Source organism: Gordonia sp. DT30, assembly GCF_049844915.1.
GTDB lineage: Bacteria > Actinomycetota > Actinomycetes > Mycobacteriales > Mycobacteriaceae > Gordonia.
The window spans coordinates 284587-304788 of sequence record NZ_JBNCLY010000004.1 but is presented as its reverse complement, the minus strand read 5'-3'; the positions used below and the strand labels follow the sequence as shown (position 1 = coordinate 304788).

Below are 20202 nucleotides of genomic sequence, written 5' to 3'. Positions count from 1 at the left end.
TGCGCACCACCATCGGCACCCCGACCGGCAGCTACGACATCGTCGAGATCATCACCCACGACGACACGTACGAAGACGCCGACACCGTCGTGGCTACCGACCAGTCGCCGATCGAAGCCCACCTGGCCCACCTGCTCGCCACCCGCGGACACTGACCACCGAAATCTGCCGGTACCAGTCGTCGGCTTGTCGACCGTGGGCACTAGTTGTATCCTCGGGTTACCGGCGAGTAACTTAGCGGTCGTTCGGTTGCGCCTGCCCCAGGACTCCGACCGCACCGGCACGCGAGGTTTCCGGCCGACACATGTAGCGAATATCGCAGGGGATTACGCCCGCGTCAGATAGGAATCCAAATGGGCCACTACAAGAGCAATATGCGCGACCTGCAGTTCAACCTCTTCGAGGTCTTCGAACTGGACAAGGTGCTCGAGTCGGGGGAGTTCGGCGACCTGGACCACGAGACCGCCGTGGACATGCTCCGCGAGGTCAGGACGCTCGCCGAGGGCCCGATCGCGGAGTCGTTCGCCGACGCCGATCGCAACCCGCCGGTCTTCGACCCGGAGACCCACAGCGCCACCATTCCCGAGAGCTTCAAGAAGTCCTACAACGCGTTCGTCGAGGGCGGCTGGGACAAGGTCGGCATCAACGAGGAGCTCGGCGGCATGCCGGCCCCGCGCTCGCTGTACTGGGCGATCGGCGAGATGGTGCTCGGCGCCAATCCGCCGGTGTTCATGTACGCCGCCGGCGCCGGATTCTCCAAGATCTTCTACGACAACGGCACCGATGAGCAGAAGAAGTGGGCAACAATCTGCGCCGAGCGCGGCTGGGGCGCCACCATGGTGCTCACCGAGCCCGACGCCGGCTCCGACGTGGGTGCCGGTCGCACCAAGGCGGTCCAGCAGGAGGACGGCTCCTGGCACATCGACGGCGTGAAGCGCTTCATCACCTCCGCCGACCAGGACATGACCGAGAACATCTTCCACCTGGTGCTCGCCCGTCCCGAGGGTGCGGGCCCGGGCACCAAGGGACTGTCACTGTTCTTCGTCCCGAAGTTCCACTTCGACCACGAGACCGGTGAACTCGGCGAGCGCAACGGCGCCTTCGTCACCAATGTCGAGCACAAGATGGGCATCAAGGCCTCGACCACCTGTGAGGTGACCTTCGGTCAGCACGGCGTCCCGGCCAAGGGCTGGCTCGTCGGTGAGGTTCACAAGGGCATCGCGCAGATGTTCCAGGTGATCGAGCACGCACGAATGATGGTGGGCACCAAGGCCATCTCGACACTGTCGACCGGTTACCTCAACGCGCTCGAGTACGCCAAGGAGCGCGTGCAGGGCGCCGACATGGTGCAGATGACCGACAAGTCCGCACCGCGTGTCACCATTACCCACCACCCCGATGTTCGTCGTTCGCTGATGACGCAGAAGGCCTACACCGAAGGCCTGCGCGCCATCTACCTCTACACCGCGTCGCACCAGGATGCCGTTGCCGCACAGATCGTTTCGGGTGCTGACGCCGAGACGGCCCACCGCGTCAACGACCTGCTGCTGCCGATCGTCAAGGGCGTCGGCTCCGAGCGCGCGTACGCCAACCTCGGTCATGAGTCGCTGCAGACGCTCGGCGGTTCGGGCTTCTTGCAGGACTACCCGATCGAGCAGTACATCCGCGACTCCAAGATCGACTCGCTCTACGAGGGCACCACGGCCATCCAGGCGCAGGACTTCTTCTTCCGCAAGATCATTCGCGACAAGGGTCAGGCCCTCGCGCACGTCGCCGGACAGATCCAGTCCTTCATCGACTCCGAGGCGGGCAATGGCCGCCTCAAGACCGAGCGTGCGCTGCTCAAGACCGCCCTCGACGACGTGCAGGCCATGGCTGCGTCGCTGACCGGCGACCTGATGAGCGCGCAGGAGAACCCGAAGGACCTCTACAAGGTCGGTCTGGGCTCGGTGCGCTTCTTGATGGCGGTCGGCGACCTGCTGATCGGCTGGCTGCTGCAGCGTCAGGCCGAGATCGCGATCACCAAGCTCGACGAGGGCGTCACCGGCGACGACAAGGCGTTCTACGAGGGCAAGGTCGCCGTCGCGAGCTTCTTCGCCAAGAACATGCTGCCGCTGCTCACCTCGGTCCGCACCACCGTCGAGAACATCGACGGCGAGATCATGGAGCTCGACGAAGCAGCCTTCTGAGCCACCGCCTCAGCGGCTGACTCAAGAGCAGGGGAACCACAAACGACGGGGCCGGAATTCCAAGGGGATTCCGGCCCCGTCGTTCTGTGTGTCGCTACCAGGCCGGGTCGCCACCAGGCCGGGCTCACCGGCACAGACACGGCGCGAGCGGCATACTGGGCACCGTGAGTGGTCGCACCTTCCGCATGCACAGCGCCTGGTCGTTGCCTTTTCGGCGGGATGCCGTCTTTGCCGCACTCGCCGACGCCGACAACTATCCGGTCTGGTGGCCGCAGGTGCATGACGCGCGGCGGATCGACGAGAGATCCGGCTCGGCCCGGATGCAATCGTTTCTGCCGGTGTCGCTGCGGGTGCGGCTGACCGAGGAGCTGATAGATCCGGAGGCCGGCGTGCTGCGTGCCCGGCTCACCGGCGACCTCGTCGGCTGGAGTCAGTGGGAGGTCTCCGAAACGGGCCCGGCCTCGGCCACCGCGGACTTCAGCCAGGTCGTCGAGTTCACCAAAGGTGTTCCGGCGCCACTGTTGTCGCTGCTGCGTCCGGCACTGCACCTCAACCATCGCTACATGATGTGGTCGGGGCGGCGCGGGCTCACCGACCGGCTGGCGGCCGCACAGACACCGCGGCCGCGTCAGGATCTCCGACGCGGCCGTGGTGAGTGAAAGACGTTGGGAAAGAGCTACTTCGGGGGCATCCGAATGCCGCCGTCGACGCGCACGACCTCGGCGTTCATATACGAGTTGGTCACCAACTCGATGACCATCGACGCGAGTTCGTCGGGCACACCCAGACGACGCGGGAACAGCACCGACTCGCCGAGTTTGGCCTTGAACACCTCGGCGGCCTCACCCTCGCCGTAGATCGGGGTGTCGATGAGGCCGGGGGCGACGGTGTTGACGCGCACGCCTACCGCGGCGAGGTCACGGGCGACCGGCAGGGTCATGCCGACGACGCCACCCTTGGACGACGAGTACGACGCCTGCCCGATCTGTCCGTCGAAGGCTGCGACGCTGGCCATGTTGACGATCGCGCCACGCTCGTTGGATTCGAGCGGCTCGTTGCGGCTCATCGCGGTGGCCGCCAGGCGGATGGCGTCGAAGGTGCCGATCAGGTTGATCGCGATGACCTTCTTGTACGCGTCGAGATCATGCGCCGACGAGAATTCGCCGTCCCTGCCGACGGTGCGCTGCGCCCAGCCGATGCCGGCCGAGTTCACCAGGACCCGCAGCGTGCCGAGTTCGGTCGCCTGATTGACGGCGTTCTCGAGGTCCTCGGTCTTGGTCACGTCCACGGCGACGAACTTGCCGTCGACCTCCCTGGCGAGCTCACCGCCCTTCTCCGCGTTCAGGTCGGCGACGATGACCTTCGCGCCCTTGGCCGCCAACTGGCGAACCACCGCGGCGCCGATGCCCGACGCACCACCCGTCACGATTGCACTTGCTCCGTTGATATCCACGGCAGCCACATTACGACGCCTGTGACAGCCCTTACATCCCGGGCCCGAGCGAGCGGTCGGTAGACGGTCACGCGCCGAACAGCGCGGCCAATTGTTCTCGTCTCGCCGATTCGAGTGCCGGGTCGAGGCGCTCACGTCTGCGCAACTCGCACAGCCCATGCAGCGCGCTCCAGAGCAGCTCCGCACGGACATCGACGTCGGGGTCGTCCGGACCGAGCGCGTCGACGATGATCGCGAATCCCCGTCGCATGACCTCGGGGGTCTCCTCCCGCGCGAAACGCGCGGAGATGGGCATGGCGAACATCGCCTCGTAGGTGGCGGGGTTGTCCTGCGCAAACGAGATGTAGGAATCGATAAGGGCCGCAACAGGTCTGGGTGATGCGGCCACCGTGTCGGCGACCGCATCGACGAACTCGGCGAACCCGAGGAGCGCGACTGCGGTGACGATACCGTCGCGGCCGTCGGGGAAATGTTGATAGAGAACCGGCGGCGTGTACTCGATCTCGTCGGCCAGACGACGTGTCGTCACCGCCGCCCAGCCATCACGCTCCGCCAGCTCCCGCGCCGCCGCGACGAGCCGTTGCTGTCGTTCGGTGCGTTCGCGTGCGCGTCGGTCCGCAACTCCCATGCCACAAATCTACCATTGATAGATTGATCTATCACTGTTAGATTTGCTTCCACCAACACAAACTCTGGGAGGCGTCATGGACATGGTTTTCCTGCAACTGCTGGTCGGGGCCTCGGTGATGGCCAACGCCGTCATCTACGGCATCGACATCTGCGCCGGCGTGATCATGCGGCCGGTGTACGCCGGCGTCGACGACGCGACGATGACCGTGATGGCCGGCCGCGGCCATCACTACGGCGACAAACGCCTGCCGGTCGTCGGCATCACCGGCTTCGTCACCGCCATCGCCGCCACGATCGGCAATCTGGTCACCGATCACATACCCGCCGCGGTGTTCGGCGCGGTCGCGGTGATCGCCCTGACCCTGTGGCTCGTGCTCTACGCGCGTGGCGCCAAGCCGATCAACAGCCGCCAGAAGGAGGCGGCGCTGAGCGGGGTGATCCCTGCGGATGCGCGACAACTACAGAATCGTTGGGATGCCATGGTGCCGACCCGCATCACGCTGCAGACCGTGGCGCTCGCCGCGCTCATCGGCGCGCTGGCGATCTGAGGAGACGGCGATGAGCATTCTCTGGTGGACCGGACTCGTCATCGGTTGGGCGCTTGCCCTGGGCATCATCGCGATCGGAGGCGCCTACCTGGCGCGCAACGCCGCCAACGCCGCCGGCTTCGGACTGACGGTCACCGTGCCACCCGAGGCGCGGGCGTGGTGGCAGGTCAAGGGAATCCGTGATCTGACAACGGGCGTGCTCGTCATCGCGTTCACCTTCGCGGGCACCGACCGGCTGCCACTGCTCCTCGGCGTTCTCGCGATCGTCCCCATCGGCGACATGCTGATCGTGCTCGGGCAACGGGGGAACACGGCCCGCGCCCTGGGCATTCATGGTCTGACGGCGCTTCTTCTGCTGCTCGCCGCTGTGCTCATGGGGATCGGGCACGCAGCCTGGTGATCGGGCGCGCACGGCGCCGGTCGGGTGGCGCGATGACCGCAGGTGCACTCTTGATAAAGAACGAGGGCCTGACCGGCGAGAATTCGCTGGTCAGGCCCTCGGTGTGAGAGGCGCTCCGGTCGTGCTGTCGGGTCGGGGGTCTGACAGACCGACCGGAGCTATCCCGTATATCTACGAGACCCCCGTCCGCGTTACAGCACGGGGCACTTTTTATCGGCCGGCATTTCTCAGCCCTCGATGATGGCGGTGACGCCCTGGCCACCGGCGGCACAGATCGAGATCAGGGCGCGGCCGCCACCGTTCTCCTTGATCGTCTTGGCGGCCTGGGCCACGATGCGTCCGCCGGTGGCGGCGAACGGGTGACCGGCGGCAAGCGACGAGCCGTGCACGTTCAGCTTGCTGCGGTCGATGGACCCGAGCGCCTTGTCGAGACCCAGACGCTCCTTGCAGTACTCCTCGGACTCCCAGGCCTGCAGCGTCGCGAGGACCACCGACGCGAACGCCTCGTGGATCTCGTAGAAGTCGAAGTCCTGCAGAGTGAGTCCGTTGCGTTCGAGCAACCGCGGCACCGCATAGGTCGGGGCCATCAGCAGGCCGTCGGGGCCGTTGACGTAATCGACTGCGGCGGTCTCGGAGTCGACGAAGTAGGCCAGGACGGGAATGCCCTTCTCCTGCGCCCACTCGTCGCTGGCGAGCAGCACCGTCGAGGCACCGTCGGTCAGCGGGGTGGAGTTGCCCGCCGTCATGGTGGCGTCCCCGAGAGAGACGCCGAAGACCGGCTTGAGCTTGGCGAGCTTCTCCGCGGTCGAGTCTCCACGCAGGTTCTGGTCGCGGGTCAGCCCGAGGAACGGGGTGACCAGATCGTCGAAGAATCCGGAGTCGTAGGCGGCCGCCATGTTCTGGTGGCTCGCCGCGGCGAGCGCATCTTGATCGGCACGCTTGATGCCGAACTCCTTGGCGGTCTCGGCCGCGTGCTCGCCCATCGACATGCCGGTGCGCGGCTCGCCGTTGCGGGGGATCTCGATGCCGAGTTTGGGCAGCGCCTTGAGCAGGCCGAGCACCTGATCGCGCGGGCTACGGGCCCGGTTCACCTCGAGCAGGCCGCGGCGGAAGCCTTCCGACACACCGATCGGTGCATCGGAGGTGGTGTCGACGCCACCGCCGACCGCCACGTCATAGCGGCCACGCGCGACGCCGTCGGCGACCGCGGTGATGGCCTGCAGGCCGGTACCGCAGGCCTGCTGGATGTCGAAGGCAGGCGTGTAGGGCGAGAGCGCCGACCCCAGCACGCATTCGCGGATGAGATTGAAATCACGCGCGTGCTTCAGGACGGCGCCGCCGGCCACCATGCCCAGTCGTTCACCCTGGAGGCTGTAGCGACTGACGAGCCCGTCGAGGGCTGCGGTGAACATGTCTTGGTTGCTGACCTTGGCGTATGCCTTGTCCTGGCGGGCAAACGGAATACGGTTGCCGCCGAGGATCGCGACCGGGCGCTCGGTGCGGGTCTTGGGTGTGTTGGCCACGAGAGATCTCCCAGGGTTCGAGTGGTACCTATAGCGTATTCTTACTCCAGAGTAAGTTACATGTCGAACGGCGCTCCATATGCGAGCGTCCTCGATCACACCGAGCGTGAGAACAATCAGAGGAGATTCACGTGGCTGCCAACTCCACCACCGCCGGCCTGTACTCGAGTTTCGTGCACTCCGGGCCCGGCGCGTTCATCGCCAAACAGGCCGGTTTGCCGGTGCCGCCGCCGCTGCGCCGGTACAAGGCGTCCCAGCCACCGCTGTCCGGTCCGGTGCTGCTCGGCGGGCAGGGACGGCTGATCGAGCCGCTGCGCGAGCTGCTCACCGACCCGGACTACACCTTGATCGAGAACGCCACCACCGGCCGTGGTGCCGACAAGTACGGCGGTCTCGTCTTCGATGCCACCGGCATCACCAAGCCGGCCGAGCTCGAGCAGCTCTTCGAATTCTTCGGCCCGGTCCTGCGCTCGACCGCACCGTGCGCGCGCTTCCTGGTCATCGGCACCACGCCGGAACTCATCACCGACCCCGATGAGCGAGTGGCCCAGCGCGCCCTCGAGGGCTTCACCCGCTCACTGGGCAAGGAGCTCCTCAAGGGCTCGACGGTCCAGCTCGTCTACGTCTCCCCCGACGCCAAGACCGGCCTCACCGGCCTCGAGTCGACGCTGCGCTTCGTGCTGTCGGCCAAGTCGGCGTTCGTCGACGCCCAGGTGATCCGGGTCGGCGCCGACGACGCGGCCGCACCGACCAGCTGGGACAAGCCGCTCGACGGCAAGGTGGCCGTGGTCACCGGCGCGGCGCGCGGTATCGGCGCGACCATCGCCGAGGTCCTCGCCCGCGACGGCGCCCACGTGATCTGCGCCGACATCCCGGCCTCCGGCGAGGCGCTCGCCCAGACCGCCAACAAGGTCGGCGGCACGTCGTTCCCCCTCGACGTCAGCGCGCCCGACGCCGGCGCGAAGCTCGCCGAGCACGCCCTCGAGCGGCACGGCGGCATCGACATCATCGTCAACAACGCCGGTATCACCCGCGACAAGCTGCTCGCCAACATGGACGATGCCCGCTGGAACTCGGTGATCTCGGTCAACCTGATCGCCCCACAGCAGTTGGTCAACGCCCTCGTCGAGCGCAACGCCATCAAGGAGGGCGGCGCCGTCGTCGACGTGTCGTCGATCGCCGGTATCGCAGGCAACCGCGGCCAGACCAACTACGGCACCTCCAAGGCCGGGGTCATCGGCCTCGTCGACGCCTACGCCCCCATCCTCGCCGAGAAGGGCATCACCATCAACGCGGTCGCCCCGGGCTTCATCGAGACCAAGATGACCGCCGCGATCCCGCTGGCCACCCGCGAGGCCGGCCGCCTGATGAGCTCGCTGCAGCAGGGCGGGCAGACCGTCGACGTCGCCGAAACCGTTGCCTACTTTGCCAATCCGGCGTCCAACGCCATCACCGGCAACGTGGTCCGCGTGTGCGGCCAGGGCTTCCTGGGGGCGTGATGAGCAAGACCATCACCCTCGCCGCGCCACCGAGCACCGCCGACGTCTACTCCAAGGCCGTCACCGCAATGCTCCCGGTGATCGGCAAACCGGCCAAGGTGCGGGCCGACGCAAAGATCCCCGATCGGCACTACCGGCTGGAGAACGTCCGCGTCGATCCCGACCGGCTCCTGGCCTACACCCGCGCCACCGGGCAGCAATTCGGCACCACGCTGCCCATCACCTACCCGTTCGTGCTGCAGTTCCCGCTGGCCATGAAGATCATGACCGACGGCGACTTCCCTTTCGGCGCAGTCGGTTCGGTACACGTCGAGAATTCGATCCACCGGCTGCGCCCGATCGGCCTCGACGAGCCGCTGACGATCGAGAACCATGCCGAGAACCTGCGCGAGCACCGCAAGGGCATGCTCGTCGACATGGTGTCGGAGATCAGCGTCGGCACCGAGCTGGTCACCCGGCAGGTGGCGACCTTCCTCAAACAGCAGCGCACCAGTCTCTCCGACGAGCCCCGCGGACCGCAGCCGCGCGAGCAGGCCCCACCCCCGCCGGATGCGATCCTGGCAGTGAATCTGGGGCGGATCCGCGAGTACGCGGCGGCCTCCGGTGATCGCAACCCGATCCATATGGGCGACCTGACCGCGAAGGCATTCGGATTCCCCAAGGCGATCGCGCACGGAATGTGGAGTGCGGCAGCCGCGGTGGCCAACATCGAGGCGCAGCTGCCCGACGACGTCACCTACTCGGTGCGCTGGGGCAAGCCGATCCTGTTGCCCGCCAAGGTCAATCTGTACGTGCACCGGATCGACGGGGCCGGCACCGGAGCCGGGGCCAAGGTGTCGGGCAACTTCGACATCTCGATCCGCAACCGGCGCAAGGGTTATCCGCACCTGACGGCGACGACGCGCAACGACTGAGGTACCACCGACACCCGCGAGGACCCTCATCCGGCACCGGCCGGGTGAGGGTCCTCTGCGTTGGTGGCCGACCGCTACATCGGCGTGTGGATGCCCACGCCCTTCAGACCGCGCCAGGTGATGCCGACGAGCAGGTCGGTGGCGGTCTCGAGGTCGACGTCGCCCTCGCTCATGCGGTCGGCGACGGCCTCACCGGCGCCGACCAGTGCGATCGCGGTGAGTTCGAAGTCGATGTCGCGGGCACCTTCGACGGTGGTGCCGCGGCGGATCAGTTCCGACACCATCTCGACCACCTGGCGACGGCTGGTGCTGACGGTGTCGGCGAAGGCGGCCGCACCGACGGCCACCCGATACAGCACCTGCCACGATTCGCGGTGTTCGTCGACGTACCGGAGGAATTCCCGGACCACCGTGCGCGCCTGCTCGCTCTGACGCAGGGTCGGATCGAAACCCACCGCCATCGAATCCATGAAACGGCCGGATTCGCGGGCGATGCAGGCGCTGAACAACTCTTCCTTGGACCCGTAGTACAGGTACAGCATCGGTTTGCTGATCTGCGCCTGCGCGGCGATGGAATCCATCGACGTGTCACGGAAACCGTTCTCGGCGAACACCGAGACCGCGGCGTCGAGCATCTGCTGCTCGCGCACTGCCCGTGGCAGCCGCTTGGTACCGCCGGCCATGATGGTTCTCCTCACATTCGCCGCATACCCACCACCGGTGGGCAATCAGATCATCTTACCGTTCGGTAAGGTCAACGCACTCGGCCGCGCCGCGCCGTGGTCTATTCGGCGGCCGCCGGCACCGGGGCCGTCAGCACCTCAACTGCCCCTTGGCGCGCAGGATCCGCACGACCGACGCGTTCACCCCCGCCTCGCTGAGCCGGCCGGCATGCACCGCGGCCTCGAGGCTGTCGAGCACCGCCGTCACCTCGTCGGTGGTGATCCACAGCGCGATGTCACCACCGGCGACGAGGAATCGTTGCACCGCCTGCGGGAGCGGGTAGCGCTGCGTGATGGCGCCCATGCCGGACAGATCGTCGGAGAAGACGACGCCGTCGAAGGCCGGACCGCCGTAGGGCTGCCCGGTCCGCAACATCCGAATGGCGTTGGCGCTCAAGCTCGCCGGTGTATCGCCGACGGTCAGTCCGGGCACGATGAGGTGCCCGACCATCACCGCCGCGTTACCCGGGTTCTTCAACAGTGTCCGGTAGGGCACCAGATCGCTCTGCTCGAGCTGCGCCAGCGGAGGCGTCCGCACCACGCCCAGATGTGAATCGCCCGAGCCGTGCCCGTGGCCGGGAAAGTGTTTGAAGACCGGCATGACGCCCGCCGATTCGAGGCCCTGCGCAAAGGCCTGTGCGTAGCGCGTGACCGTCTCCGGATCGTTGGAGAACGAGCGGTCGCCGATCACCTCGTCGTCGCTCTCATCGCTGACGTCGGCCACCGGCGCATAGTCGACCGTGATGCCCTTGGCCCGCATCTGCCTGCCGAGGTTTGCCGCGAGTGCGCGCACCTGCTCGGGCGTGTCGGTGCGGGCCATCTCCCGTGCCGACGGATTGTCGATCCCCAGCGAGGCCAGCCGCGAGACCCGGCCGCCCTCCTGGTCGACGCTGATCATCAGCGGGATCGTGGACTTGCCGGTGACCCGCGCCAGGTTGGCGCCGTTCAGGATCGACTTGTCAGTCCAACTGCCGATGAAGATGCCGCCGACCGGTTCCCGCGACACCAGCGAATACGCGTCATCGGTACCGGTCACCCCGACCACGATCGACTGACCCAGCTTCTGCCGCAGCGACATCTTGGCGACCGTCTCCGCGCCGCACCCGGTCGGCTGGACGGCCCCACTTGCCGAGGGCGACGCGGAGGACGACGAGGCCGACGGCGACGGCGAGGCCGTACTCGACGACGTCGGGGCCGCCGACGAGGAGTCGGTGTCGCAGGCCACGACGCCGACGCCGGCCACACATACCGCCGCGGCCAGGCACATCAGGTCACGGACGTGGCGGAACCGGCGCCGTCGAGTTGAGCCCATGGCACGAGTGTTGCATGTAGGCTTGGGCAATGGACTCTCGCCATCGGGAGCACAGTGGGTCGGCAACGTCCGATGCGGCGATCGCCGCTGGTCCACGCGGTAGTGCGGACGTGGCGCAGTCGTTGATGATCGCCTTCGACGGCGGGCCCAATTCCGAACGCGCCATCCGCTACGCCGCACGGTTCCTGAAGGCATCGACGGCACATGTCGTCACCGCGTGGCAGCCCGGCACCTTGAATCCGGCGCGGATGTCGAGTGTGTCCGCGGGCATCCAGCCCTTCGTCGACACCTCACCCCTCGAGATCGACGTCGACGACGCGTTGCGCGCCGAGGCGGCCGAGATCAACACCCGCGGCGTCGAGTTGGCGCGTACGGCCGGGCTCGACGCCACCGGAACGCTGGTGGAGGTCGAATCGACGGTGTGGGGTGCGCTCGTCGCCGCGGCCGACGCCCTCGACGTGGACCTGCTGGTCACAGGTACGCGGGGAGACTCCGGGTTGAAGGCTCTGCTGCGGTCGAGCGTGGCCGGACACGTCCTCAAACACTCGCACCGGCCGGTCTTCATCGTTCCGGCCTCCTGCGACAAGCAACACCCGGTGAACCCGTAACGCCCTCGGCGGATCGGGATCGACCGGCGTCGATGGTAGTTTCGTCGTCATGCGTAGAAACCGCGTGATCGCCGGAGCCGTCGCCGGAATCGCCGGCATCGTCGTCGGCCTCGGCGCGGTGTTCCTCGGGGGATTCCTGTCGGCACAGACGAGCCCGTCGACCGATCTGAACAACATCAATCCGAACAGCGGCTTCGTACAGGGATCGGTGGACTACGGATCACGAGGTGGCGCCGGCGACGGCCAGTGACCTCGCATGACCCCGCCGTGTCGACGGGGGGTGTGTCGACGGGGAGTATCTCGACAGGGGTACCGGCCCTGGGCCGTCGCGGCGTTGTCGTTGCCACGCTGATCGCCCTGGTCATCGCCTTCGCGCAGTCCCCCGGCCGCACGGCCGCCGACACCAAACTCGACCTCACCGCCAACCCGCTGGGATTCCTGGCGCGCGCCGCGCACCTGTGGACGCCGCAGGCGCCGCTGGGACAGGTACAGAACCAGGCCTACGGCTACTTCTTTCCGCACGGGGCGTTCTTCGCCGTCGGTGAACTGCTGAACTTCCCACCGTGGGTGACCCAGCGGCTGTGGTGGGCGCTGCTGCTCGTCGTCGGATTCGTCGGCCTCGTCCGCGTCGCCGAGGCGCTGGGCATCGGGTCCCCCGGCTCGCGGCTGCTGGCCGGCGCGGTCTTCGTGCTGTCGCCGCGGGTGCTGACCACGCTCGGGTCGATCTCGTCGGAAACCCTGCCGATGATGCTGGCGCCCTGGGTACTACTGCCGGTGATCCGGGCCCTCGACCACGGTTCGACGCCCACCTGGCGGTACGCACTCGCATCGGCGGTGGCGGTCGCGCTGATGGGTGCGGTCAATGCGGTTGCCACCCTCGGTGCGCTGGGCGTGGCGGTCGTCTGGTTCCTGCTGGCCGCGGGGGGCCGCCCAGGGCGGGGGGGGGGGGGGGGGGGGGGGGGGGGGGGGGGGGGGGGGGGTGGGGGGGGCCGGGGGGGGGGTGGCGGTGGCGCTGATGGGTGCGTTAATTGCGTTTGCCACCCTGGGTGCGCGGGGCGTGGGGGTCTTCTGTTTCCTGCTGGCCGCGCGCACCGACGTACGTCGGTGCGCGCGGTTCGGGCTGGCGTGGGCAGGCGGATTGGTGCTCGCCTGCGCCTGGTGGATCGTGCCGCTGCTCATCCTGTCCCGGGTGTCGCCGCCGTTCCTCGACTTCATCGAGTCCTCGCGCGTGACCACCGAGTGGATGTCGCTGACCGAGGTGCTACGCGGCACCAGTTCCTGGACGCCGTTCGTCTCGCCGGAACGGATCGCCGGTGCGGTTCTGGTGACCCAGCCGGCCGCGGTGCTGGCGACCGGCACCCTCGCCGCCGCCGGGCTGGCGGGATTGTGTATGCGGCACATGCCCTTTCGGCGGCGCGCGATCATCGTGCTACTCATCGGCCTGCTGCTGATGTGCACCGGCTTCGCCGGCGGGCTCGGCTCGCCGATCGCCGAGCCCGTGCGCGTATTCCTCGACGGGCCGGGTGCGTTCCTGCGCAACGTGCACAAGTTCGAGCCGTTCATCCGGTTACCGTTGGTGCTCGGTGTCGCCCATCTCCTGGCGCGCGTGCCCATGCCCGGCGCGGCGGGGATGCGGCCCTGGTTGGCAACGTTCGCCCATCCGCAGCGGTCGCGGCCGGTGGCGGCGGCCATCGTCGTCGTCGTCGCACTCGCCGGTGCGGGCTCGCTGATGTGGACCGGCCAACTCGCCCCCGACGGGGCCTATCGTGCGATCCCCGACTACTGGAAGCAGACCGCGTCGTGGCTCGACGACCACAGCCACGACGACGTCGCCGCGTCCGGCACCGAGCAACGGGCACTGGTGGTTCCGGGCGCGCCGTTCGCCGACCAGTTATGGGGGTTGACGCGTGACGAGCCGATGCAGGCACTTGCGAAGTCCCCGTGGGCTGTTCGCGACGCGATCCCACTCACACCGCCCGGCGCCATCCGCGCCCTCGACTCCGTACAGCGAAGCCTCGCCGACGGCCGATCGTCGCCGGGATTGGCGGCGACACTGGCAAATCAGGGAATCGGCTTCGTGGTGTTGCGCGCCGACCTCGACCCGGACACGTCGAGGTCGGCGCGGCCCCTGCTCGCCCAGCAGGCCCTCGACGGATCGCCGGGGCTCGTGAAGGCCGCGTCGTTCGGCCCCCTTGTCAGCCAGCCGACCGCGAGATCGGTGGTGCGGGACAACGGCTTACGGCCACCCATGCAGGCCGTGCAGATCTACCGGGTCGGCGGGGCGGCCGGCGTCGGCCCGTCGCTCACCGATCTCGACCGGATGCCGCGGATCGCGGGCGGCCCCGAATCGCTGGCCGCACTTCAGGATCTGCGTGCCCGGCTCGGTGAACCGGCGGCCGGACCGGCCCTGCTCGAGGCGGACGCGCGGCGCGCCGGGCTGCCCGACGCCCCGGCGATCATCACCGACACCCCGACCGACCGGGAGACCGACTTCGGCCGGGTCGACGACCACAGTTCGGCGATCCGCGGCGACGGCGACCCCCGCCGCACCCAGAATGCGGCACCCGATTACCCCGTCGACGGGCAACCGCTCACGCAGGGCCAGTGGCTGCTCGACAATCAACCTGGTGCGCTACGAGTGTCGACGTCGGGGTCGGCGGCCGATGCCACCCAGCCCGGACAGACCTCACCGGCGAGCTCTGCGGCCGCCGCCTTCGACGGCGACCCGTCGACGGCCTGGGTCAGCAGCGGCCTCTCCTCGGCGGTCGGTCAGTGGATGCGCCTCGACTTCGACCGTCCGCGTAGCGATCTCGCGCTGCGGCTCACGACCGCCAAGGCCCTCGGACCGGAGGTGTCGTCGATCGTGGTGACCACCGAGGCCGGGTCGACAGTGGCCTCCGGCCTGAAACCGGGCAAGCCGGTGACGGTCACCCTGCCCAGCGGCCCGACCCGCTGGGTGCAGATCCGGGCGTCGGCAACCGACGATGACACGGCCGGAAATCAATTCGCCCTCGGCGAGGTGGGAGCGATCGATCTGGCGTCCGGGCTGCCGTTGACGATCCGGCACCGGGTGGTGCTCCCGCCGCGCGAGACCGGTACCCCGGTGGCGGGTTGGCTTCTCACCCAAGAACTCTCGGGCCGATCGACGTGCGTCGACCAGCCCGTCGGCACCGATGACGGCTCGGCGTCGGTGCGGGTGCGGTGCGCGTCGGGACTCGGCCTGTCCGCCGAGACCCCGGGGGTGCTGACGCGCGCGCTGTCGGTACCCGCGCCGACCGACGTCACACCGGCGGTGGTGTTGCGCCCCAAACCCGGGGATGCGCTCGACGCGCTGCGCAGCGCCCCGGCGACGGTGCGTGCGACCGGGGCGTCGGAGGTCAACGACCCGCGCGGATCCGCTCAGGCCGCCGTCGACGGCGACCCCGGAACCGTCTGGACCGCAGCCGAACCCACGAAGAAGGGCGACAAGCCCACCCTCACCTTGTCGCTGCCCGCACCGCAAGAGGTCCGGGGTCTGCGGATCGTCGTACCGACCGACCATCCGGCCGCGCCCACCGAGGTCGCGGTCGATCTCGGTACCGGTCCGCAGCGCGTGCGGGTGGGCGCCGACGGCACGGTCGCGCTGCGTTCGGCAGTCACCGACCACCTCACCATCACCGTGCTCGACCGCGGCGAGTTGCTCGACGTCAACAGTCTCGGATTCGCCAGTCGCGCACCGGTCGGTATCGCCGAGATCCAGGTCTTGCCCGCCCCGGCCGCCGGGCCGCCCGCCGACCGGCCCGTCGACATCGGATGCGACGCCGGCATCGGGATCACCGTGTCGGGTCAGGTGATCGGGTTGTCGGTGCACACCACGGCCGCCGCCCTGCGCGACGGCGACCCGGTGGTGGCGCGGCCGTGCTCGCCGGCCGCGGCCCGGTTGCCGGCAGGCGAACAGGAACTGTCGATCAACCCCGGGTCGGCGTTCACCGTCGAGAGCGCCTGGCTGGGCAATACCGCCCCCGCCGACGCGGCCATGGTGGCCGCACCCGAGCCGGTGACGCACCCCGTCGTCGAGCAGTGGCAGGCGACGGCGCGCAGCGTGCGCGTCGACGCCGCACCGGGCCGGCGCGTGCTGTCGGTGCCGGAGAGCACCAACCCGGGGTGGGTCGCCGAACTCGGCGGTCACACCCTCGAGCCGGTCGTCGTCGACGGCTGGCAACAGGGCTGGCTGATCCCGGCCGGCGAGTCGGGGGCGGTCACGTTGAGATTCCGCTACGACAGCGTCTACCGCTGGTCGCTGGTCGTCGGATTCGTCTTGCTCGCAGCGCTTTTCGGGCTGGCATTCGCCGGACGGCGGTTCCGTCCGAGCACTGCCGGCGATCAGACGGGCACTGCCGCCGCCCTCGGCGACAGAACGGGCGCCCTCGGCGCGGTGGCGGGCGCCCTCGGCGGATTGGCGAGCGCCTGGCTGCTGGCCGGCTGGTGGGGCGTGGCGGTGGGTGCGGCCGCGGGTCTTGCCGTCATCGCCCTGCGGCCGCCGATGATCGTGGTGGCGGCCTTCGTCGCGATGATGCTCGCCACCGCCGGATTGGCGGCCGGCCCCTGGCATTCGCCGACCGGGTACCACGGGTTCTCGTGGTGGGTTCAGCTGCCCGCGCTGGTCGCGGTGTCACTGGTGATCGCCTCGGCGATGCCGTCGTCGCTGCCGTCGACATTGCGCCGATGGATCCGTGCGCTCTCGCGGCGCCGCAACCACTGACGCGCCGGTTCTTCGATGAAGGCGTAGGCGGCCGCGGAGATGCCGATCGTGACGACGGCGGTGATGGCCCAGACCAGCACCGAATCGCCACTGAACGGCACGATCCCGAAGAGCCCGAACACCACGGCGAGCACCGCGACATGCCAGATGAAGATGCCGTAGGACCACCTACCGAGCGCCATCATCACCGGCGAGGTGAGGAGCCGGAACTGTGCTCGCGCACTTCGTGATCGGCGTCCGAAAGGCTTCTCGCACACGAGTGGCGCGAGTATCGCGAAGCCGCACAGCGCGCCGAGGGCCATCTTGGTGGCGAATTGCCACGGCGCGAGATCGCCGAGACCGGTGGGCCCGGCGATCGGCGTGCATGCCAGCCCGTAGGCGACGACGAGGAGTACCAGCATCCATCCGCGGCGGGCACCCACGCGTTCGATGACACGGGTGAACCGCGTCGAGCCGCCGAGTTCCGCGGCCCCGGACACCTCCGCGACGACGAGCCCCGCGACAAACCATGGCAGATGCCCGAACACCCAGTTGGTGGGCTGCACCCCGTCGGGCACCGGCAGCAGTTGCGCCACCCACGCCCAGCCCAGACTCAGGACTCCGAGACCGAGCAGCACCGGGGTGCGGGCGTCGGCGCGCACCCCCCGCAACCGCCACAGCGCGAATCCCAGGATCGGCAGAAGCAGGTAGAAGGCCACCTCGACCGACAAACTCCACATCTGGGTCAGGCCCGCAGTCAGCGACAGCGGCACGAAGACCTGGGTGAGGGTGAGGTTGGCCAGCCACACGGTGAGATCGGCGCCGCGCGCCTCCGGCAGCAACGTCAGCACGACCACGACGACGACCACGTAGGCGGGCCAGATACGCACGAATCGGTGGCGCAGATAGCGCCGCACCGACGGGGGCCGGGCCGCGCGATGCGCCGCGGCGACCCAGTTGCGCCACAGCAGGAATCCCGACAACGCGAAGAACAGGGCGACGGCCAGATCCAGCCGGCCCAGGATCGGGCCGAGGATCGGGGTGCGTACCGCGCCGGTCTGGAAGGCGACGTGGGTGGTCAGCACGCCCAGCGCCGCGACCGCACGCATCCCCTCGAGTTGCGGGAAGAACCGCCGGTACTCGGGGACGGCATCGGTGACGGGGTGGGTGGACATGCTGGGTCACAGGGTAACCGGAGCCGGAATGCCGCCGCGTACGCTCGCCCGTATGCCCGAGCCCGGCGCCGCCGACAGCCGCCCCCGCCCGAGCCGATGGTCCACGCGTGACCTGCTCGGACCCACGATGATCTTCGTCGGCGGATTTCTGCTGGCCGCCGCGCTGGCGCTGCCCACCCTGCTCGTTCCGCAACTGAAGCTCATCCCGCTGTCCACCGACGTCACCACCGTCGCGACCAGCGTCCCGGCCACCGCGACACCGGCCGGGTCGGCACCCGGTGCATCGGCGACGATCCTCGACCGGTGCTCGCTCAACACCCCCACCGCCCGCACCGTGGGTGCCGCGCTGGTCCGCCAGCAGCGCGTCGTCGCGGTGCGGCCCGCCGACAAACGGGTCATCACCCTGCAGGCCGGCACATCGGTGCAGGCCGAACGGATCCGGCTCGACGGCCGGACCGCCGACACCGACGCCCCACGTCCCGGTTCGCAGACCGCCCCGGCGCCGGGCAAGACGCCGTGTACCGATCCGACGCTGTCGGCATCCAAGGACCGCGTGACCCTCGACCGCCGCAGTGCCCTACCCGACCTGGGCGCGAACCCCAGTGGGGTGCGCGGCAATTCGGAGATCCAGTACGACAGCAATGCGGTACCGGTGCCGGCCCCGGACCGCACCGGATACACCTACGTCCTGCCCTTCGGCGTGTCCGGCGACGACCACACCTTCTTCGATCCGACGACCCGGAAGTCGGTGCCACTGGTCCACCGGGGCGAGACCCAGGTCGACGGTCGCAGCGCGGAGCAATTCGTCGCCGACGTCGCCGACACCGACCTCGACGCAACCCGATCGGGTGTCGCCGACGGTGTCCCGCCGACCCGGATCACCCGCCCCGCGTCGTGGTTCGGCGTCGGCGGCGACCCCGCGCGTGAACTCACCGCGACGCTGCATCAGTCCTCGAGATGGGAACTCGCCGTCGACACCACCACCGGCACCGTCCTCGACGAGCGCGTCACCGTCGAGGAGGCCTACCGCATCGCCGACCCGACACTCACCGATCCTGCACTCGCCCACTACAGCCTGGTGAACCTGCGCGCCACGTTCGCCTACGACGACGCCACCCGCGACCGGCTCTCGGATCTCGCCGGCCGCCTCGCGACCCCGATTGTGGTCTGGGGCCGGGTCGTGCCGATCGTCGCGGGAATCCTGGGAGTCGCCGCGGTGGCGGGCGGACTCGTCATGACCGTGCCGGGGTGGCGTGAGGCGATGCGCGCATGGACCGGACAACGACGACGCCGGTCGACGCCGCCGCCACGGTGACGGCGATCGCGGCGGTCGCCGCCAGCGTGGCCACCGAGTCGACGAACGCGACGATCACCACCACCTCGACGGCGAGGACCAACCACGTCACCGCCGAGGCACGGGTGCGATCGGCCGCGATCGCCGACAACAGCAGCACCTGCAGCACCGCCATCGCCGAGCCGGTGTAGGCGAACAGCCACAGGATCGGCACGAGCGGCCGGTATGCCGCGCCCACGACGATCGGCACCAACGGCCCGAGGAGCGCCGCACCCAGGGTGAGGACCGCGCCGATCGCCGCGACCACCGTCACCGCCTGCCGCAGCGCCGTGCGGGACGACGCCGGGTCGGCCAGCCGCGGATAGAACACGACGCCGATCGCCTGTGGCAGCCAGAACGCGGCCTTCGTCGCGACCGCGCCGAGGGCGTAGACACCGGCATCGGTGGCACCGAGCGCCGTCCCGGACAACAACAGGTCGATCGAGACCGCGACGATCGCCACCAGCTGGACCTGCGATGCCCGCAGGACGCCGACGGCACTCACGCCGGCGTCGTCCGGCCCGACGGTCCGGTGCTCGGCCCGCACGACGGTGCCCACCGCCGACCACACGACGACTGCGGCCACGGCGGCACCGATCGTGCCGGCCAGCAGACCCGCCGCCGGGCCCGCGCCGACGGCGAACGCGACCAGCATCGGCACCGAGCGCAGGAGCCCGACCACGGCGAGGACCCAGCCGAGCGCACGGAATTCGCCGCGCCCCTGCAGCACCCCCTGACCAGCGGCGATCACGACGAGCAGCGGGGCCGCCCCGAGCGCCGCGACGGTGGCCGCGGTCCCGGTGCGGGCGACCGCCACCACGACCGGTGCGGCGGCGATCGCGATCACGACGACGGCCGCGGTCGTCGTCGCGGTGACCCGGGCCAACCGCCCACCGCGACGTCGCACGACCTCCCGCGCGATCACCGATTGCAGGGCCAGCGCGGGCACACCCAGCACGAGCATCGCCGACAGCAGGCGCGCGAACTGCCCGTAGTCGCTGGGCAGCAACCACCGCCCGGCCCCGACATACACGACATATGCCGCGACGTTGGACACCATCGAGCCGACGGCGACCCACCCGAGCGCACCCACCACACCGCGCACCCGGACCGCCCTCGCCATGGCGTCAAGTGTGCCGCACGGGGTTCACCGCCGGGCTCTCGGCGCAACGCTCA

The 20202-nt window shown here is 69.2% G+C and carries 17 protein-coding genes and 1 pseudogene; 11 read left to right on the top strand and 7 right to left on the bottom strand.

The features are described 5' to 3' along the window. Nucleotides 1–353 precede the first annotated feature (353 nt). The gene (locus ACLQ3C_RS06640) at nucleotides 354–2189 is read left to right on the top strand and encodes an acyl-CoA dehydrogenase (protein WP_425704240.1); all 1836 of its coding nucleotides are present in this window, start codon (nucleotides 354–356) and stop codon (nucleotides 2187–2189) included. A gap of 164 nt (nucleotides 2190–2353) precedes the next feature. Then, nucleotides 2354–2848: an SRPBCC family protein gene (locus tag ACLQ3C_RS06635; RefSeq protein WP_425704239.1), complete on the top strand. Its 495-nt coding sequence runs from the start codon at nucleotides 2354–2356 to the stop codon at nucleotides 2846–2848. Nucleotides 2849–2865: 17 nt separating this feature from the next. Here the strand turns inward: ACLQ3C_RS06635 and ACLQ3C_RS06630 are convergent, their stop codons facing one another. Together ACLQ3C_RS06630 and ACLQ3C_RS06625 are read right to left on the bottom strand one after the other, a co-directional pair. Further along, nucleotides 2866–3642 (bottom strand): SDR family NAD(P)-dependent oxidoreductase, encoded by a 777-nt coding sequence (locus ACLQ3C_RS06630; protein ID WP_425704238.1) that lies wholly within the window; start codon nucleotides 3640–3642, stop codon nucleotides 2866–2868. 67 nt (nucleotides 3643–3709) lie between these two features. Next, nucleotides 3710–4270, bottom strand: a complete 561-nt coding sequence (locus tag ACLQ3C_RS06625; protein WP_425704237.1) for a TetR/AcrR family transcriptional regulator — start codon at nucleotides 4268–4270, stop codon at nucleotides 3710–3712. Between the two features lie 76 nt (nucleotides 4271–4346). Here ACLQ3C_RS06625 and ACLQ3C_RS06620 point away from each other — a divergent pair, with 76 nt between their 5' ends. After that, on the top strand, nucleotides 4347–4820 hold the full coding sequence (locus ACLQ3C_RS06620; RefSeq protein ID WP_425704236.1) for a DUF1772 domain-containing protein: 474 nt from the start codon (nucleotides 4347–4349) through the stop codon (nucleotides 4818–4820). Nucleotides 4821–4830: 10 nt separating this feature from the next. Further along, nucleotides 4831–5220: a DUF4267 domain-containing protein gene (locus tag ACLQ3C_RS06615; protein WP_425704235.1), complete on the top strand. Its 390-nt coding sequence runs from the start codon at nucleotides 4831–4833 to the stop codon at nucleotides 5218–5220. A 227-nt stretch (nucleotides 5221–5447) separates the two neighbouring features. On the opposite strand, the gene ACLQ3C_RS06610 is transcribed toward ACLQ3C_RS06615, so the two are convergent. Further along, complete coding sequence (locus ACLQ3C_RS06610; RefSeq protein WP_425704234.1) at nucleotides 5448–6743, bottom strand: acetyl-CoA C-acetyltransferase; 1296 nt, start codon at nucleotides 6741–6743, stop codon at nucleotides 5448–5450. Between the two features lie 131 nt (nucleotides 6744–6874). On the opposite strand from ACLQ3C_RS06610, the gene ACLQ3C_RS06605 reads away from it, so the two are divergent. Continuing rightward, on the top strand, nucleotides 6875–8242 hold the full coding sequence (locus ACLQ3C_RS06605; protein WP_425704233.1) for a 3-oxoacyl-ACP reductase: 1368 nt from the start codon (nucleotides 6875–6877) through the stop codon (nucleotides 8240–8242). After that, complete coding sequence (locus tag ACLQ3C_RS06600) at nucleotides 8242–9156, top strand: MaoC/PaaZ C-terminal domain-containing protein (RefSeq protein ID WP_425704232.1); 915 nt, start codon at nucleotides 8242–8244, stop codon at nucleotides 9154–9156. The genes ACLQ3C_RS06605 and ACLQ3C_RS06600 overlap by 1 nt, the downstream gene beginning before the upstream one ends. A 74-nt stretch (nucleotides 9157–9230) precedes the next feature. Here the strand turns inward: ACLQ3C_RS06600 and ACLQ3C_RS06595 are convergent, their stop codons facing one another. Then, on the bottom strand, nucleotides 9231–9839 hold the full coding sequence (locus ACLQ3C_RS06595) for a TetR/AcrR family transcriptional regulator (protein ID WP_425704231.1): 609 nt from the start codon (nucleotides 9837–9839) through the stop codon (nucleotides 9231–9233). Between the two features lie 130 nt (nucleotides 9840–9969). Beyond that, entirely contained in the window at nucleotides 9970–11190 is a 1221-nt protein-coding gene (locus ACLQ3C_RS06590) for a glycoside hydrolase family 3 N-terminal domain-containing protein (RefSeq protein ID WP_425704230.1), read from the bottom strand. A gap of 29 nt (nucleotides 11191–11219) precedes the next feature. Here ACLQ3C_RS06590 and ACLQ3C_RS06585 point away from each other — a divergent pair, with 29 nt between their 5' ends. From ACLQ3C_RS06585 to ACLQ3C_RS06570, 4 genes and pseudogenes are all read left to right on the top strand, one after another. Further along, entirely contained in the window at nucleotides 11220–11798 is a 579-nt protein-coding gene (locus ACLQ3C_RS06585) for a universal stress protein (RefSeq protein ID WP_425704229.1), read from the top strand. Between the two features lie 49 nt (nucleotides 11799–11847). Beyond that, entirely contained in the window at nucleotides 11848–12048 is a 201-nt protein-coding gene (locus tag ACLQ3C_RS06580; RefSeq protein WP_425704228.1) for a DUF2613 domain-containing protein, read from the top strand. A 47-nt stretch (nucleotides 12049–12095) separates the two neighbouring features. Beyond that, nucleotides 12096–12713, top strand: a pseudogene (locus tag ACLQ3C_RS06575) (alpha-(1->3)-arabinofuranosyltransferase domain-containing protein); the annotation flags it as partial. 100 nt (nucleotides 12714–12813) lie between these two features. Then, nucleotides 12814–16539, top strand: a complete 3726-nt coding sequence (locus ACLQ3C_RS06570) for an alpha-(1->3)-arabinofuranosyltransferase domain-containing protein (protein WP_425704227.1) — start codon at nucleotides 12814–12816, stop codon at nucleotides 16537–16539. Here ACLQ3C_RS06570 and ACLQ3C_RS06565 read toward each other — a convergent pair. Continuing rightward, nucleotides 16425–17693, bottom strand: coding sequence for an acyltransferase family protein (locus tag ACLQ3C_RS06565; protein ID WP_425704226.1), 1269 nt, complete (start codon nucleotides 17691–17693; stop codon nucleotides 16425–16427). The two genes, ACLQ3C_RS06570 and ACLQ3C_RS06565, sit on opposite strands and share 115 nt — an antisense overlap. A 52-nt stretch (nucleotides 17694–17745) precedes the next feature. Between ACLQ3C_RS06565 and ACLQ3C_RS06560 the strand changes: the two genes are divergently transcribed. Beyond that, complete coding sequence (locus ACLQ3C_RS06560) at nucleotides 17746–19008, top strand: DUF3068 domain-containing protein (RefSeq protein WP_425704225.1); 1263 nt, start codon at nucleotides 17746–17748, stop codon at nucleotides 19006–19008. On the opposite strand, the gene ACLQ3C_RS06555 is transcribed toward ACLQ3C_RS06560, so the two are convergent. Then, nucleotides 18926–20149, bottom strand: a complete 1224-nt coding sequence (locus tag ACLQ3C_RS06555) for a polysaccharide biosynthesis protein (RefSeq protein WP_425704224.1) — start codon at nucleotides 20147–20149, stop codon at nucleotides 18926–18928. The genes ACLQ3C_RS06560 and ACLQ3C_RS06555 overlap by 83 nt on opposite strands. Nucleotides 20150–20202: the final 53 nt, after the last annotated feature.

Bases quoted from the DNA above. Each gene is read 5' to 3' on its own strand.
- ACLQ3C_RS06640 (WP_425704240.1), top strand. From the start codon at position 354: ATGGGCCACTACAAGAGCAATATGCGCGACCTGCAGTTCAACCTCTTC.
- ACLQ3C_RS06625 (WP_425704237.1), bottom strand. From the start codon at position 4,270: ATGGGAGTTGCGGACCGACGCGCACGCGAACGCACCGAACGACAGCAA.
- ACLQ3C_RS06620 (WP_425704236.1), top strand. From the start codon at position 4,347: ATGGACATGGTTTTCCTGCAACTGCTGGTCGGGGCCTCGGTGATGGCC.
- ACLQ3C_RS06615 (WP_425704235.1), top strand. From the start codon at position 4,831: ATGAGCATTCTCTGGTGGACCGGACTCGTCATCGGTTGGGCGCTTGCC.
- ACLQ3C_RS06600 (WP_425704232.1), top strand. From the start codon at position 8,242: ATGAGCAAGACCATCACCCTCGCCGCGCCACCGAGCACCGCCGACGTC.
- ACLQ3C_RS06595 (WP_425704231.1), bottom strand. From the start codon at position 9,839: ATGGCCGGCGGTACCAAGCGGCTGCCACGGGCAGTGCGCGAGCAGCAG.
- ACLQ3C_RS06590 (WP_425704230.1), bottom strand. From the start codon at position 11,190: ATGGGCTCAACTCGACGGCGCCGGTTCCGCCACGTCCGTGACCTGATG.
- ACLQ3C_RS06585 (WP_425704229.1), top strand. From the start codon at position 11,220: ATGGACTCTCGCCATCGGGAGCACAGTGGGTCGGCAACGTCCGATGCG.
- ACLQ3C_RS06580 (WP_425704228.1), top strand. From the start codon at position 11,848: ATGCGTAGAAACCGCGTGATCGCCGGAGCCGTCGCCGGAATCGCCGGC.
- ACLQ3C_RS06570 (WP_425704227.1), top strand. From the start codon at position 12,814: ATGGGTGCGTTAATTGCGTTTGCCACCCTGGGTGCGCGGGGCGTGGGG.
- ACLQ3C_RS06565 (WP_425704226.1), bottom strand. From the start codon at position 17,693: ATGTCCACCCACCCCGTCACCGATGCCGTCCCCGAGTACCGGCGGTTC.
- ACLQ3C_RS06560 (WP_425704225.1), top strand. From the start codon at position 17,746: ATGCCCGAGCCCGGCGCCGCCGACAGCCGCCCCCGCCCGAGCCGATGG.
- ACLQ3C_RS06555 (WP_425704224.1), bottom strand. From the start codon at position 20,149: ATGGCGAGGGCGGTCCGGGTGCGCGGTGTGGTGGGTGCGCTCGGGTGG.